Here is a 13,960-nt window from a genome sequence, read left to right as displayed (position 1 = left end):
CCATCACTGTGATCTGCGTCTCTTGTGCATGTCCTGAAGATGCACAAGAGGCACATATGGCGATCGGGACCCAAGCGTAAGGATGGTGCGCGAGCCTTGTGAAGAGCTTATGTGAGCCGTCGGCAGGACTCCAGAGGGACTCCTATGCCGACGTCAGGAAAATGCCCTGAGTCGCAGGCTGTTGGTCACCACGAATACGGACGAAAAGGCCATTGCGGCACCGGCGATCATCGGGTTCAGCAATCCGGCGGCCGCCAGCGGCAGCGCGGCCACGTTGTAACCGAAGGCCCAGACCAGATTTCCCTTGATCGTGGCAAGGGTCCGCCGGGACAACCGGATCGCGTCCGCCGCGACCCGCAGATCCCCTCGTACGAGCGTCAGGTCGCCCGCCTCGATCGCCGCGTCCGTCCCTGTGCCCATCGCGAGCCCCAGGTCGGCCGTGGCGAGCGCGGCCGCGTCGTTGACGCCGTCCCCGACCATCGCGACCGTACGGCCCTCGGCCCGGAGGCGCCCGACGACGTCCACCTTGTCCTGGGGCAGCACCTCGGCGATCACCTCGTCGATGCCGACGGACGCGGCCACGGAGCGCGCCACCCGCTCGTTGTCCCCGGTCAGCAGTACGGGCGTGAGCCCCAGGGCGCGCAGCTGCCGTACGGCCTCGGCGCTGGTCTCCTTGATCGCGTCCGCGACCGTCAGGACACCGACCGCCACCCCGTCCCGGCTGACCACGACGGCCGTACGCCCCTCGCCCTCGGCCGCCTCCTTGGCGTCCGTCAGCGCCTCGGGGAGCGGCTCGTCGAGGAAGCGGCCCACCTGGACGTCGTGGCCCGCCACGCGGCCGCGTACGCCCCGTCCGGGGATGTTCTCGAAACCCTCCACGGTGGGCAGGTCCCCCGCGCGCTCCTCGGCGCCGGCTGCGATCGCCCGGGCGACCGGGTGCTCGGAGGCGTGCTCCACGGCGCCCGCGAGCCGCAGGACGTCCTTCTCGTCGGCGCCTTCGACGACGTACACCTCCTGGAGGCTCATCCGGCCCGTGGTGACGGTTCCGGTCTTGTCCAGGACGACGGTGTCGACGCGGCGGGTGGACTCCAGGACCTCGGGGCCCTTGATGAGGATGCCGAGCTGGGCGCCGCGACCCGTGCCGACCAGCAGGGCGGTCGGGGTGGCGAGGCCGAGCGCGCAGGGGCAGGCGATGATCAGGACGGCGACGGCGGCGGTGAACGCGGCGACGGTGTCGCCGGTGGCGCCGAGCCACCCGCCGAACGTGCCGACGGCGATGAGCATGACCACCGGCACGAAGACCGCCGAGATCCGGTCGGCCAGCCGCTGCACCTCGGCCTTGCCGTTCTGCGCGTCCTCGACAAGCTTCGCCATCCGCGCGAGCTGTGTGTCCGCGCCGATACGGGTCGCCTCCACGACGATCCGGCCCCCGGCGTTCACCGTCGCGCCCGTCACGGCGTCCCCGACGGTCACGTCCACGGGCACGGACTCGCCCGTCAGCATGGACGCGTCGACCGCCGAGGCGCCCTCGACGACCGTGCCGTCGGTCGCGATCTTCTCCCCGGGCCGTACGACGAACCGGTCGCCGACGGCCAGTTCGGCCACCGGAACACGTACCTCACGACCGCTGCGCAGTACGGCGACGTCCTTGGCGCCCAGCTCCATGAGCGCGCGCAGGGCGGCTCCCGCGCGGCGCTTGGAGCGGGCCTCCATGTAGCGGCCGAGGAGGATGAACGCGATGACCCCGGCGGCCACTTCCAGGTAGAGGGCCGACGTGCCGTCCGTACGCGAGATGGTGAGCTCGAAGCCGTGCCGCATCCCCGGCATCCCGGCATCGCCCCAGAACAGCGCCCACACCGACCAGCCGAAGGCGGCGAGCGTGCCGACCGAGACGAGGGTGTCCATGGTGGCCGCGCCGTGCCGGGCGTTCGTGAACGCGGCCCGGTGGAACGGCAGCCCGCCCCAGACGACGGCGGGCGCGGCGAGCGTCAGCGACAGCCACTGCCAGTTGTCGAACTGGAACGCGGGGACCATCGACATCAGGATCACGGGCACCGCGAGGGCGACGGAGACGGTGAGCCGCCGGCGGAGGGAGGCGAGTTCGGGGTCCTCCGCAGGGGCCGCTTCCGCTTCCGCTTCCGGCTGCGGCTGTGGCGGCGGTGGCTCCTCGGCCGTGTAGCCCGTCTTCACCACGGTGGCGATCAGATCGGCCACATGTACCCCTTCGGGGTACGTGACCTTCGCCTTCTCCGTGGCGTAGTTGACCGTGGCGGTGACGCCGTCCATCCGGTTGAGCTTCTTCTCGACGCGGGCCGCGCAGGAGGCGCAGGTCATTCCGCCGATACTCAGCTCGACCTCCTGAAGGGGCTCACTTATGGGCACCTCTGTGGTGGTGCTGCTCATATTCGTGCTCCATGCTCCATGCTCCATGCTTCGCGCTCCGTGCTCCGTGCTCTGGAAGGGCCGGGGTGCGGGACCGCGGCCCCGCACCCCGGCCCGGATGCTCGGGCTCAGGCCTTGCCGACGAGTTCGTAGCCCGCCTCGTCGACGGCGGCACGTACGGCGTCCTCGTCGAGCGGTGCGGCGGAGACCACGGTGACCTCGCCGGTGGTGGCGACGGCCTTCACCGAGGTGACGCCGGCGATCCCGGAGAGCTCCTCGGAGACGGAACCCTCACAGTGTCCGCAGCTCATTCCGCTCACCTTGTAGACGGTCGTGACGGAGCCGGGGGTGTCGGTCTGGGCGGTCATGGCGTTACTCCTCGTCGAAGCGTGCGTGTGTGCGTGGGCGGAAGGGGGCGCTGGGATTCCAGGGTTCCCCCTCGACACTCGCTACTCTATACCCCTAGGGGGTATGAATCCAAGAGGGTGCACGAAGAGGGGTGCCGGGCACTCGCTCGAATCTGCCGGACTTCATGCTAAACACCCGCTTATGTCGCAATCGGGCATGCTGATCCCAATGTCCGGCTTCTTCGCGGGTACTCCCGCTTCGGCTCCGTGATGATGGCCTTCGCGATGGCCTTCGGTGCGGTCGGGGAGTTCGGGCCGAACATCGCCATGGCCCTGCTGCTCGGCGGGCGCTCACCGGGCCGGTCGACGGCCCTGCTCGCGGCGTTCGCGCTGCTGGCGGCCGGGGTCAGGGTGTGCGGTCGGCCGGCCTGTCGTCGATGAGAGGTTCGAGGTAGCGGACGAGGACGTCCTTCAGCTCCTGGACGTACGCCTCGCGTTCGGCGCCCTCGTGGGCGAGGACGAGCTCCAGGCCCGCCTTGTACAGGCCGAGGGTCATCTGTGCGACGCGGGTGACGTCGGCCGGGGGTCTGCCGGACGGGAGGAGGGAGGTGAGCAGGTTCTGCAGGCGTGAGACCAGGGCCGCGTGCAGGGCGTCGTGCTCCTCGGTCATCCGGCCGGGCAGGTCCGGGCCGTGCAGCAGCGTGAACAGCGCCGGGTTCTGGCAGTTGAAGGCGATGAACCGGTCGACGATCGAGCCGACGGCCTCCTCCAGCGGGGTCGCGGGGTCCACCGGCGCGAAGGCCTCCCCGTACGTCGTCCGCATGTCGTGCAGGAGCCGGGTGCCCAGCTCGATCGCGATGGCCTCCTTGTTCGGGAAGAACTGGTACAGCGTGCCGGGTGAGACCCCCGCCTCGCGGGCGATGGCGTTGGTGCTGGCGGCCGTGTAGCCGGTCGTGGAGAAGACGGAGGCGGCGGCTTCGAGGAGCTGGGTGATACGGCGCTCACCGCGGGCCTGACGGCGACGGGGCTTCTCGGCGGACGGGGTCGCGTCGGGGGCGTCCGGTGGCGTTGCGGTCGGCCGGTCGGTGGCCGGCGGGGTAGACGCCGACCGTGCCGCCCCGGACCGGTCGGTGCTGGGCCGGGGCTGCCGCGTCTGCTCCTCGGTCTGCTGCTTGTCGGGCACGAGTTATCCCCAGCTCTCGGGATGCGATTGACAAACGCGAGCAGTCGCTCGCATTCTAGGGAAACGCGAGCAACGACTCGTGTTTGCCAGTCTATGGCAATGGTCGACCCGTGCTGCCTGCGCGAATGGCGGGACACGGGGTCATGGTGAAGGGGACACCGCAGAATGACCGAAGTCAACGGGACACCGCCGATCGGCGGCTGGACCCGCTTCGTGACCGCGCGCCCACGGCTGTCCCTGCTCATCGCCCTGCTCCTCACCGCCCTCGCGGTGCTGGCGGGCAGCGACGTCGCGGACCGCCTGGGCAGCGGCGGCTGGGAGGACCCGGACGCACAGTCCACCTACGCGACGAAGGCGCTGGAGCGCGAGTTCCCGGCCTCGCAGCCGAACCTGCTGCTCCTCGTCGACGCGGGCGACGCCACCGTCGACGACCCGGAGGCCGCCGCCGAGGCCGAGCGACTGGTGTCCCGGCTCGCCGCCGAGGAAGGCGTCATAGGTGTCGGCTCGTACTGGCAGGAGAACTCGCCCGCCCTGCGCGCGGAGGACGGCCACGAGGCGCTGATCGCGGCCCGCGTCACGGGCGACGAGACCACCGCGAACCAGACCCTGAACCGCATCGCGCCCGAGCTGCGCGGTACGCACGGCCCGGTCGAGGTCACGATCGGCGGCCCTCTCGCCGTACGGAGCGAGATGCAGCAGGTCATCCAGGAGGACCTGCTGCGCGCCGAGGTGATCGCCCTGCCGGTGACCCTCGTGCTCCTGGTGATGGTCTTCGGCAGCGCGGTCGCCGCCCTGCTCCCGCTCGGCGTCGGTATCGTCGCGATCCTGGGGACCAACGCGGTGCTGCGCGGCCTCACCGAGCTCACGGACGTCTCGGTCTTCGCGCTGAACCTCACCACGGCCCTGGGCCTCGGCCTGGCCATCGACTACGCCCTGTTCATCGTGCGCCGCTTCCGCGAGGAACTGGCCGCGGGGGCCGACCCGTTGACGGCCGTGGGCACAACCCTGCGCACAGCGGGCCGCACGGTCCTCTTCTCGGCCCTCACGGTCGCCGTCTCGCTGGCCGCGATGATGCTCTTCCCGCAGTACTTCCTGCGCTCCTTCGCGTACGCGGGCATCGCCGTGGTCCTCCTCGCGGCAGCCGCGGCCCTGATCCTCCTCCCGGCCGCACTGGTCCTGCTGGGAGACCGGGTCAACTCCCTCGACCTACGGCGCCTGTTCCGGCGAGGCAAGCCCCAGCCGTCGGCGGGCGGATCCGACGAGGGCGCGGCCTGGGGCCGAATGGCGACACTCGTCATGCGCCGCGCCCCGTACTTCGCGGTCGCCACGACCGCCGGCCTGATCCTTCTCGGACTACCCTTCCTGGGCGTGAAGTTCGGCACGGCGGACGACCGCCAGCTGCCCTCGACCGCCGAGTCCCATGTCGTCCAGCAGCACATCCGGGACGGCTTCCCGGGCAGCCCCGGCGGCGGCCTGGAGGTCCTGGCCGAGGGGCGGGCGACGGATGCCCAGTACGTCGCTTACAAGGACCGCATAGCCGAGCTGCCCGAGGTCCTGCGGGTGGACGGCCCCCTGGTGCAGGGCGACTCCGCCTACTTCACGGTGCTGCCGCGGGGCGAGGCCGTCGACGAGGGCGCACAACGCCTGGTGGACGAACTCCGCGCGGCGGAAGCGCCCTTCGAGACCTCGGTGACCGGCACGGCGGCGGTCCTGGTCGACTCCAAGGACGCGATAGCGGATCGCCTCCCCTGGGCACTGGCGTTCATCGCGATCGTCACCCTCCTCCTGGTCTTCCTTCTCACGGGCAGCGTGCTGATCCCGGTCCAGGCGGTCCTGCTCAACGCGCTCAGCCTCACGGCGATGTTCGGCGCGGTGGTGTGGGTCTTCCAGGAAGGCCACCTGTCCGGCCCCCTCGCCTTCACCACCCCCGGCTCGATCGAGACGACCCTCCCCGTCCTGATGTTCTGCGTGGCCTTCGGCCTCTCCATGGACTACGGCGTGTTCCTGCTGTCCCGCATCAAGGAGGAGTACGACCACACGGGCGACCACGGCGCCTCGGTCCGCTTCGGCCTCCAGCGCACCGGCGGCCTGATCACCGCGGCCGCGGTCATCCTGGCGCTCGTGATGGTCGCGATCGGCACGTCCCGCGTGACCAACACCAAGATGCTGGGCCTCGGCATCGCCCTCGCGGTCCTGATGGACGCCATGGTCGTCCGCAGCCTGCTGGTCCCGTCGGTCATGCGTCTGACGGGCCGGGCCACCTGGTGGGCACCCGCCCCACTGCGCAGGCTCCACGAGCGGTTCGGGCTGAGCGAGGGGGAGGGGCGGGCGAAGACGACGGAGCCCGGGAGCGAGGACCGAGCCCAAGGCGCCCGAGACACCCAAGGCACCCATGACATTCAGGATTCCCAGGACTCCCAGGGCAAGGTGGAGGCACGCGGCTAGCGTTCGTCCGGTTACCGTTTACCGTTCGTCCCGGAATGATGATCTCTGTCTCCGGACGAAGGGCGAGAGCGTATGCGCGCGGTGGTGTTCGAACGGTTCGGGGAACCGGCCGAAGTACGAGACGTGCCGGACCCGGTCCCGGCGGAGCACGGGGTCGTGGTCCGGGTGGAGGCGACCGGCCTCTGCCGCAGCGACTGGCACGGCTGGATGGGCCACGATTCGGACATCACCGTGCCGCACGTACCCGGGCACGAACTCGCCGGAATCGTAGAGACAGTCGGCGACCGGGTCACCGCCTGGCGCCCCGGTGACCGGGTCACCGTGCCCTTCGTCTGCGCCTGCGGCAACTGCGCGGCCTGCGCGGCGGGCGACCAGCAGGTGTGCGAACGGCAGACGCAGCCGGGCTTCACGCACTGGGGTTCGTTCGCCGAGTACGTGGCGCTGGAGCACGCGGATGTGAACCTGGTGGCGGTGCCGGAGGAGTTGTCGTTCGGGACGGCGGCGTCACTGGGCTGCCGATTCGCCACAGCGTTCCGGGCGGTGGTGGCGCAGGGCCGGGTGGCGGCCGGCGAATGGGTGGCCGTGCACGGCTGCGGCGGCGTGGGCCTGTCCGCCGTGATGATCGCGGCGGCTTCCGGCGCGCGGGTCGTGGCGGTGGACGTATCGCCTCAAGCCCTGGAACTGGCAAGGAAGTTCGGCGCGGCGGAGTGCGTGGACGCCTCGCAGGTCGAGGACACGGCGGAGGCGGTACGTGAACTGACGGCCGGCGGCGCCCACGTCTCCCTGGACGCCCTGGGCTCCCCGGCAACCTGCGCGAGCTCGGTCGCCGGCCTCCGCCGCCGAGGCCGCCACATCCAGGTCGGCCTGCTCCCTTCACCCGACGGCACGACCCCCGTCCCCATGGCCCGCGCGATCGCCCTGGAACTCGAACTCCTGGGCAGCCACGGCATGGCCGCCCACGCCTACCCGCCCATGCTCGAACTGGTTCGCACCGGTGCCCTGCGCCCCGACCTCCTGGTCACGTCGACGATCCCGCTGGACGCGACGCCGACGGCCTTGGTCGCGATGGGTACGGCGCCGGGAGCGGGGGTGACGGTCATCGAACCGTGGAGCTGACGGGCGCGTTTCCGGGCCGCACCCGATGAGCGGCCCACTCGTGTTCGAGGACCGACATCCGCACGGCGTCGATCCATTCGCCCCCCTGCCACAGGGCCTCCCGCTCAACGCCCTCGGCCACGAACCCGGCCTTCTCATAGGCGCGCCGGGCCCGCGGATTGTGGGTGAAGACGTACAACGAGACGCGATGCAGCCCGAGTTGCTCAAAGGCGTACCCGACGACCAGCCGGACGGCTTCCGTGCCGAGCCCGCGATCCCGCCCACCGGGACCGACCAGAATCCGGAAGCAACAGCTGCGGTTCCACGCGTCCCACTCGTTCAACGCGGCCTCCCCGACGAGCTCGCCGCTCGCCCGGTCCACGATCCCGAGGTCGAGGCGGTCGGTCTGGTCGTTTCGAGTGCCGTACCAGGAGCGCAGCCGGTCGAGCCCGAATGTCTCGGCCGGGCTGCCGGTGAGCCGGATGACCTCGGGGTCGGACAGAATCCGCGCCATCACCGGCACGTCGTCCTCGGCGAGGGGCCGCAACAGGACCTTTTCGCCGGTGAGTACGGGCTTGACGGAGAAGTCGGCGGCTGGGGTGGGAGGCGTCGGGGCAGAGGTCATCCCGCGATTCTCGGGAGAGCACGAAGACACGGGCAACGGAATAACGGGCCGGACGGTCTGGACGGGTCCGACGGGCCGGACGGATTGAACGGGGTGGACGGGCCGGACGGGCCGTGCCCCGCTCCGGGGAACGCTGGGCAGCGCTTCGGGGCGGGGCACGGGGCCAGGGGCTGAGGAACGGCCGGTCAGGCGTCCCGGCGGCCCCGGTTGCCCGGCCGGGCGGCGCCCCAGGCGCGGACGGTATCCGCATACCAATAGAGTTTTCTGCCCTCGACGTGATCGGGCGCCGGCAGGAGCCCGTGCTTGCGGTACGACCTCACAGTGTCGGGCTGCACTCGGATGTGCGCCGCGATCTCCTTGTACGACCAGAGCCGACGGTCCGTCATCAATGACACCTCCCCGCGCGCGCCACGGCGGCGGCCGGGGGTGGCCGTCAGGGGGAGCCGGGCGCTGCGCTGGTGATCACAAAACCTGTGCCCGTTGAACGACACAGAGTTACCACAGGGCAGTGCTTGTCGACTGAGTGTGACGCGGTATTCGCGTACGCGGGACATGTGTGACGCGAAGGTGTTGTTTGTGACACGGGTGATGAAAAGGGAGGGGTGCCCGCTCTCCTGAAGCAGGAGTCACACGTTAGGGCGCGGGAGGCCAGGCGGACCCCTACGCCCCGCAAGACCTCAAAAACGCCCGAGTCCGCTGAGCAATAGGCAACGGCCGGTCCGGCTCGCACGGATACATGTCCTGCTCGACGATGGCGAACAGATCCACGTCCAGCTTCTGCGCGGCGGCGAGCACAGGCTCCAGCGCAGGTACCCCGGACGGCGGTTCGCACATCACACCCCTGGCCACGGCGGGCCCGAACGGGAGCTCCTGGGCCCGGACCTCGGCCAGGATCTCGGGGTCGACCTGCTTGAGGTGCAGGTAGCCGATGCGCTCCCCGTAGGTCTCGATCAGCTTGACGCTGTCGCCGCCGCAGTACGCGTAGTGCCCCGTGTCCAGGCACAGCGAGACCAACGACGAATCCGTACCGTCGAGGAAGCGAACCACGTTCTCCTCGCTGTCGATATGCGTGTCCGCGTGCGGGTGGACGACGATTTCCAGCCCGTATCGCTCCCGCACCTGACGCCCGAGCCGCTCGGTGAGCTGGGTCAGATGCCGCCACTGCTCGACCGTCAGCGTGCTCGGCTCAAGGACCTGCCCCGTCTTGTCGTCCCGCCAGAAGGACGGGATGACCACCAGGTGGGACGCGCCCATGGCCTGGGTCAGTGCGGCGATGTCCGAGACGTGGGCCCACGTCTTCTCCCAGACGTCCGGGCCGTGGTGCAGCCCCGTGAAGACGGTCCCCGCCGACACCTTCAGGCCACGCCGTGCCGTCTCCTCGGCGAGGACCGCCGGGTCGGTGGGCAGATAGCCGTAGGGGCCGAGCTCGATCCACTCGTAGCCGGACGCGGCGACCTCGTCGAGGAAGCGCTGCCAGGGGACCTGCCGCGGGTCGTCGGGGAACCACACACCCCAGGAGTCGGGCGCCGAGCCGACCCGGATACGGGAGAGTGAGGAGGGTGACGAGGAATGAGGTGACAACGACGTCATGGGCGTCAGCTTCAGGCCACGCAAACGAGACTGTCAATAGGTGGTCCGAATGTCCGGACAAAACATTGACAGGGCTCACCGTACGAGGCTAGACCTTGGGTCCGGCCGCAGCGGAAGGGAACTCGATGGCGTACGACCTGATCACCATGGGGCGGATCGGCGTGGACCTCTACCCGTTGCAGACGGGGGTCCCGCTGCCGCAGGTGTCGTCCTTCGGGAAGTTCCTGGGCGGCTCGGCGACGAACGTCGCGGTGGCCGCGTCCCGGCTCGGACGGCGTACGGCGGTCATCACCCGCACCGGGGCCGACCCCTTCGGCGAGTACCTCCACCAGGCCCTGCGCGACTTCGGCGTCGACGACCGCTGGGTCACCCCGGTCCCGGGCCTGCCCACCCCGGTCACCTTCTGCGAGATCTTCCCGCCGGACGACTTCCCGCTCTACTTCTACCGGCAGCCCAAGGCCCCCGACCTGGAGATCGACGCACACGAGCTGGACCTCGACGCCGTACGGGACGCCCGTGTCTTCTGGATGACGGGGACCGGCCTGAGCGAGGAGCCGAGCCGTACGGCGACGCTGGCCGCCCTCGCCCATCGAGCCAAGGCCGGTACGACGGTCTTCGACCTTGACTGGCGCCCCATGTTCTGGCAGGACACGGAGGCCGCCCGCGCCTTCTACGCCGAGGCCCTGCGCCACACCACCGTCGCCGTCGGCAACATCGACGAGGTCGAGATCGCCACCGGCGAGCGCGACCCGCACACAGCGGCCCGCGCCCTCCTCGACGCCGGCGTCGAACTCGCCGTCGTCAAGCAGGGCCCCAAGGGCGTCCTCGCGGTCGGTGCCACCGGCGAAACCGCCGAGGTGCCGCCCCTTCCCGTCAACGTCCTCAACGGACTCGGCGCCGGCGACGCCTTCGGCGGCTCCCTCTGCCACGGGCTGCTCGACGGCTGGGACCTGGAGCGGATCATGCGGTACGCCAATGCCGCGGGCGCCATCGTCGCGTCCCGGCTGGAGTGCTCCTCCGCGATGCCCACCGAGGCCGAGGTCGAGGCCGCCCTCACAGCGGGAGCCGTCACATGAGCGCCGTGAGTGCCGTCGACGTGTCCGCCCTCGTCCGCACCCGCACCCGGCACCCCGAGGCCATGGCGGAGGCCGCAGCCCGGCGTGCCCGGCGGCCGCTGCTGGGCGACACCGGCCGGCTGATGATCGTCGCCGCCGACCACCCGGCCCGCGGTGCCCTGTCCGTCGGCGACCGCACGTTCGCCATGGCCAACCGCGCCGACCTGCTGACACGCCTCTGCCTGGCACTCAGCAGGCCCGGCGTCGACGGCGTCCTCGCCACCGCCGACATCCTCGACGACCTGCTCCTGCTCGGCGCGCTCGACCACAAGGTCGTCCTCGGGTCCATGAACCGCGGCGGACTGCAGGGCGCCTGTTTCGAGATGGACGACCGGTTCACCGGGCACCGTCCGCAGGACATCGAGCGCCTCGGCTTCGACGCGGGCAAGCTGCTGCTGCGCATCGACTACGACGACCCGGGCTCCCTCGACACCCTGGAGTCCACCGCCCGGGCCATCGACGACATGGCCGCGCGCCGGCTCCCCGTGTTCGTCGAGCCGTTCCTCAGCCGTCGCACCCCCGAGGGCAGGGTCCGCAACGATCTGAGCGCCGACGCCGTCACCAGGTCCATCGCCATCGCCTCCGGCCTGGGCGGGAACTCGGCGTACACCTGGCTGAAGGTCCCCGTCACCGAGAACCCCGACGACATGGCCCGCGTCATGGAGACCTCGACCCTGCCGGCCGTGCTGCTGGGCGGCGAGGTCGGGGACGACCAGGAGGGCGCGTACGAGAAATGGCGCGGCGCCCTTCAGCTCCCCACCGTCCAGGGCCTGGTGGTGGGCCGTTCGCTGCTGTACCCGGCGGACGGCGATGTCGCCGCGGCCGTGGACACCGCGGTAGGACTGTTGTGAGGGCCGCCGCATGACCGAGCTGTACGTACCCGAGGGCCGGCGCCTCCTGCCGCCGGGCGGTGAGGCTTGTGCGACGCGCCTCGATGACGGACAGTTCCCCTTCCCGGGCGGGGAAAGCGCGTTCAGCGGGGTCTCGGACCTCACGGACGCGCCCCGTGACGCCCGGGACCAGATCGCCTCCGGCGCGGGAAGCCGCTTCGCCCTGGCAGGAGCGAAGTGCGAGCGACGACTCCCCGCCCGCTACGGCCCCCGCGCCGGAGGTCTCCCACACGGGGCGTTCGCGGCCACACCATGGACGACAACGGCGGACCCGCTGCCATCCGGTCCGCCGCCCGGTGAGCACAGGGTCCACCCCAGACAGGCCCTGGAGAGCACAGAGGGATACCGATGACCCCGATGACCTCAACGACGAGGCTGACGGTCGCGCAGGCGCTGGTGCGGTTCCTGGCCGCCCAGTACACGGAACGGGACGGCGCACGGCAGCGGCTGATCGGCGCCACCTGGGGCATCTTCGGCCACGGCAATGTCGCCGGCCTCGGGCAGGCGCTCATCGAGTACGCCACTGTGCCCAGTGGGGGGACACCCCCCACACCCCCCGTCATGCCGTACCACCAGGGCCGCAACGAGCAGGCGATGGTGCATGCGGCAGTCGGCTACGCCCGGCAGTCCAACCGGCTGTCGGCGCACGCCGTGACGACGTCGATCGGGCCGGGCGCGACCAACCTGGTCACCGGTGCCGCCCTCGCGACCGTCAACCACCTTCCGGTGCTGCTCCTGCCCGGTGACATCTTCGCGACCCGCCCGGCCGACCCGGTGCTCCAGCAGCTCGAAGTGCCGTACGCCGGTGATGTGTCCGTCAACGACTGCCTGCGGCCGGTGTCGAAGTACTTCGACCGGATCACCCGCCCCGAAGCGCTGATCCCGGCCGCCCTGCAGGCGATGCGCGTACTCGCCGACCCGGTGGACACCGGCGCGGTGACGCTGGCGCTTCCGCAGGACGTCCAGGCGGAGGCGTACGACTGGCCGGAGGACTTCTTCGCCGAGCGGACCTGGACCGTGCGGCGCCCGGCGCCCGACGCGTCCGAACTGTCCGGTGCCGTACGGGAGATCCGCGCGGCACGGCGGCCGCTGATCGTCGCGGGCGGCGGGGTCCACCACGGCCGGGGCGAGGGCGCGCTCGCCGAACTCGCCGAGACCACCGGCATCCCCGTCGCGTCCACGCAGGCCGGCAAGGGCTCCCTGAGATGGGACCACCCGCAGGACGTCGGCGGCATCGGCCACACCGGCACCGCGGCCGCCGACGAACTCGCCCGCACCGCCGACCTGGTGATCGGCGTGGGCACCCGGTACACCGACTTCACCACCGCCTCCGGCACCCTCTTCACCGCCGACGGCGTCCGCTTCCTCAACCTCAACATCGCGCCCTTCGACGCCCACAAGCTCGCCGCGCTGCCGCTGATCGCGGACGCACGGGTGGCCCTGGAGGAGCTCACCGAGGCGCTCGAACTGCACGGTTACACGGTGGACCGGGCGTACGCCGCCGAGTACACGCAGGACAAGGAGCGCTGGGAACAGCGCGTGGACGCCTGCTTCGAGGCGGAGGAGCCGGACATCCGGCCCACCCAGCCCCAGGTGCTCGGCCTCCTCGACGAGATCGTCGACGAGGAGGACATCCTCATCAACGCGGCCGGCTCGCTCCCCGGTGACCTGCACAAACTGTGGCGGTCGCGGTCGAAGGACCAGTACCACCTGGAGTACGGCTACTCCTGCATGGGCTACGAGATCCCGGCCGCGATCGGCGTACGGATGGCCGCGCCCGGGCGGCCCGTGTGGGCGCTGGTCGGCGACGGGACGTATCTGATGATGCCGACGGAGATCGTGACGGCCGTACAGGAGCACATCCCGATCAAGATCCTGATCCTTCAGAACCACGGGTACGCCTCCATCGGCGGCCTGTCGGAGTCGGTCGGCGGCGAGCGGTTCGGCACCGCGTACCGCTACCGGTCCGAGGACGGCACCTACACGGGCGCCCCGCTGCCCGTGGACCTCGCCGCCAACGCGGCCAGCCTGGGCATGACGGTGCTGCGCGCGAAGACCGTCCGTGAGCTGCGGTCGGCCCTCGCCGAGGCACGGGACGCCGACACTCCCACATGTGTCTACGTGGAGACCGAAACGGCAGACACAGTGTCGGGCGCACCTCCCGCCCAGGCCTGGTGGGATGTACCCGTGGCCGAGACCGCGACCCGCTCGTCGGCGGTCAAGGCACGCGAGGTGTACGACCGGCATGTCTCGACCCGACGCCGGCATCTGTGAAGGAGTTCTTGGGC

The 13,960-nt window shown here is 70.8% G+C and carries 11 protein-coding genes and 2 pseudogenes; 7 read left to right on the top strand and 6 right to left on the bottom strand.

Annotated elements, in window-relative coordinates; all coding sequences use genetic code 11:
• Nucleotides 1-153: 153 nt before the first annotated feature.
• Nucleotides 154-2,403, bottom strand: a complete 2,250-nt coding sequence (locus ACWD3C_RS20910; RefSeq protein WP_451145950.1) for a heavy metal translocating P-type ATPase — start codon at nucleotides 2,401-2,403, stop codon at nucleotides 154-156.
• A 107-nt stretch (nucleotides 2,404-2,510) separates the two neighbouring features.
• Complete coding sequence (locus ACWD3C_RS20905; protein WP_451145948.1) at nucleotides 2,511-2,750, bottom strand: heavy-metal-associated domain-containing protein; 240 nt, start codon at nucleotides 2,748-2,750, stop codon at nucleotides 2,511-2,513.
• A gap of 234 nt (nucleotides 2,751-2,984) precedes the next feature.
• On the opposite strand from ACWD3C_RS20905, the pseudogene ACWD3C_RS20900 reads away from it, so the two are divergent.
• Nucleotides 2,985-3,134 (top strand): annotated as a pseudogene (locus ACWD3C_RS20900) (cation:proton antiporter); the annotation flags it as partial.
• A 1-nt stretch (nucleotide 3,135) separates the two neighbouring features.
• Here ACWD3C_RS20900 and ACWD3C_RS20895 read toward each other — a convergent pair.
• Nucleotides 3,136-3,912: a TetR/AcrR family transcriptional regulator gene (locus ACWD3C_RS20895; protein WP_451145946.1), complete on the bottom strand. Its 777-nt coding sequence runs from the start codon at nucleotides 3,910-3,912 to the stop codon at nucleotides 3,136-3,138.
• Nucleotides 3,913-4,077: 165 nt separating this feature from the next.
• On the opposite strand from ACWD3C_RS20895, the gene ACWD3C_RS20890 reads away from it, so the two are divergent.
• Both ACWD3C_RS20890 and ACWD3C_RS20885 read left to right on the top strand, forming a co-directional pair.
• On the top strand, nucleotides 4,078-6,357 hold the full coding sequence (locus ACWD3C_RS20890; RefSeq protein WP_451145944.1) for an MMPL family transporter: 2,280 nt from the start codon (nucleotides 4,078-4,080) through the stop codon (nucleotides 6,355-6,357).
• A 72-nt stretch (nucleotides 6,358-6,429) separates the two neighbouring features.
• Nucleotides 6,430-7,473 carry a zinc-dependent alcohol dehydrogenase family protein gene (locus tag ACWD3C_RS20885; RefSeq protein WP_451145942.1) on the top strand — a complete coding sequence of 348 codons (1,044 nt, stop codon included), beginning with the start codon at nucleotides 6,430-6,432 and terminating at the stop codon, nucleotides 7,471-7,473.
• Here ACWD3C_RS20885 and ACWD3C_RS20880 read toward each other — a convergent pair.
• The 3 genes from ACWD3C_RS20880 to ACWD3C_RS20870 all read right to left on the bottom strand — a co-directional run bounded on the left by ACWD3C_RS20880 (nucleotide 7,454) and on the right by ACWD3C_RS20870 (nucleotide 9,667).
• A complete protein-coding gene (locus ACWD3C_RS20880; protein ID WP_451145940.1) occupies nucleotides 7,454-8,077 on the bottom strand; it encodes a GNAT family N-acetyltransferase in 624 nt (207 codons plus the stop codon). The genes ACWD3C_RS20885 and ACWD3C_RS20880 overlap by 20 nt on opposite strands.
• Nucleotides 8,078-8,262: 185 nt before the next feature.
• Nucleotides 8,263-8,463: a helix-turn-helix transcriptional regulator gene (locus tag ACWD3C_RS20875; protein WP_451145938.1), complete on the bottom strand. Its 201-nt coding sequence runs from the start codon at nucleotides 8,461-8,463 to the stop codon at nucleotides 8,263-8,265.
• Between the two features lie 274 nt (nucleotides 8,464-8,737).
• Nucleotides 8,738-9,667 carry a sugar phosphate isomerase/epimerase family protein gene (locus ACWD3C_RS20870; protein ID WP_451145936.1) on the bottom strand — a complete coding sequence of 310 codons (930 nt, stop codon included), beginning with the start codon at nucleotides 9,665-9,667 and terminating at the stop codon, nucleotides 8,738-8,740.
• Between the two features lie 125 nt (nucleotides 9,668-9,792).
• Between ACWD3C_RS20870 and iolC the strand changes: the two genes are divergently transcribed.
• From iolC to iolD, 4 genes and pseudogenes are all read left to right on the top strand, one after another.
• Nucleotides 9,793-10,743, top strand: a complete 951-nt coding sequence (gene iolC, locus ACWD3C_RS20865; RefSeq protein WP_451145934.1) for a 5-dehydro-2-deoxygluconokinase — start codon at nucleotides 9,793-9,795, stop codon at nucleotides 10,741-10,743.
• Entirely contained in the window at nucleotides 10,740-11,633 is an 894-nt protein-coding gene (locus ACWD3C_RS20860; RefSeq protein ID WP_451145932.1) for a Cgl0159 family (beta/alpha)8-fold protein, read from the top strand. Before iolC ends, ACWD3C_RS20860 begins: the two co-directional genes overlap by 4 nt.
• Nucleotides 11,634-11,676: 43 nt before the next feature.
• A pseudogene (locus ACWD3C_RS20855) lies at nucleotides 11,677-11,883 on the top strand (5-deoxy-glucuronate isomerase); the annotation flags it as partial.
• 137 nt (nucleotides 11,884-12,020) lie between these two features.
• A complete protein-coding gene (gene iolD / locus ACWD3C_RS20850) occupies nucleotides 12,021-13,946 on the top strand; it encodes a 3D-(3,5/4)-trihydroxycyclohexane-1,2-dione acylhydrolase (decyclizing) (RefSeq protein WP_451145930.1) in 1,926 nt (641 codons plus the stop codon).
• The last annotated feature ends 14 nt before the right edge of the window (nucleotides 13,947-13,960 follow it).

This window comes from Streptomyces sp. NPDC002845 (assembly GCF_053591955.1).
The sequence above is the reverse complement of the archived record's forward strand: the minus strand, read 5'-3'. Positions and strand labels throughout refer to the sequence as shown.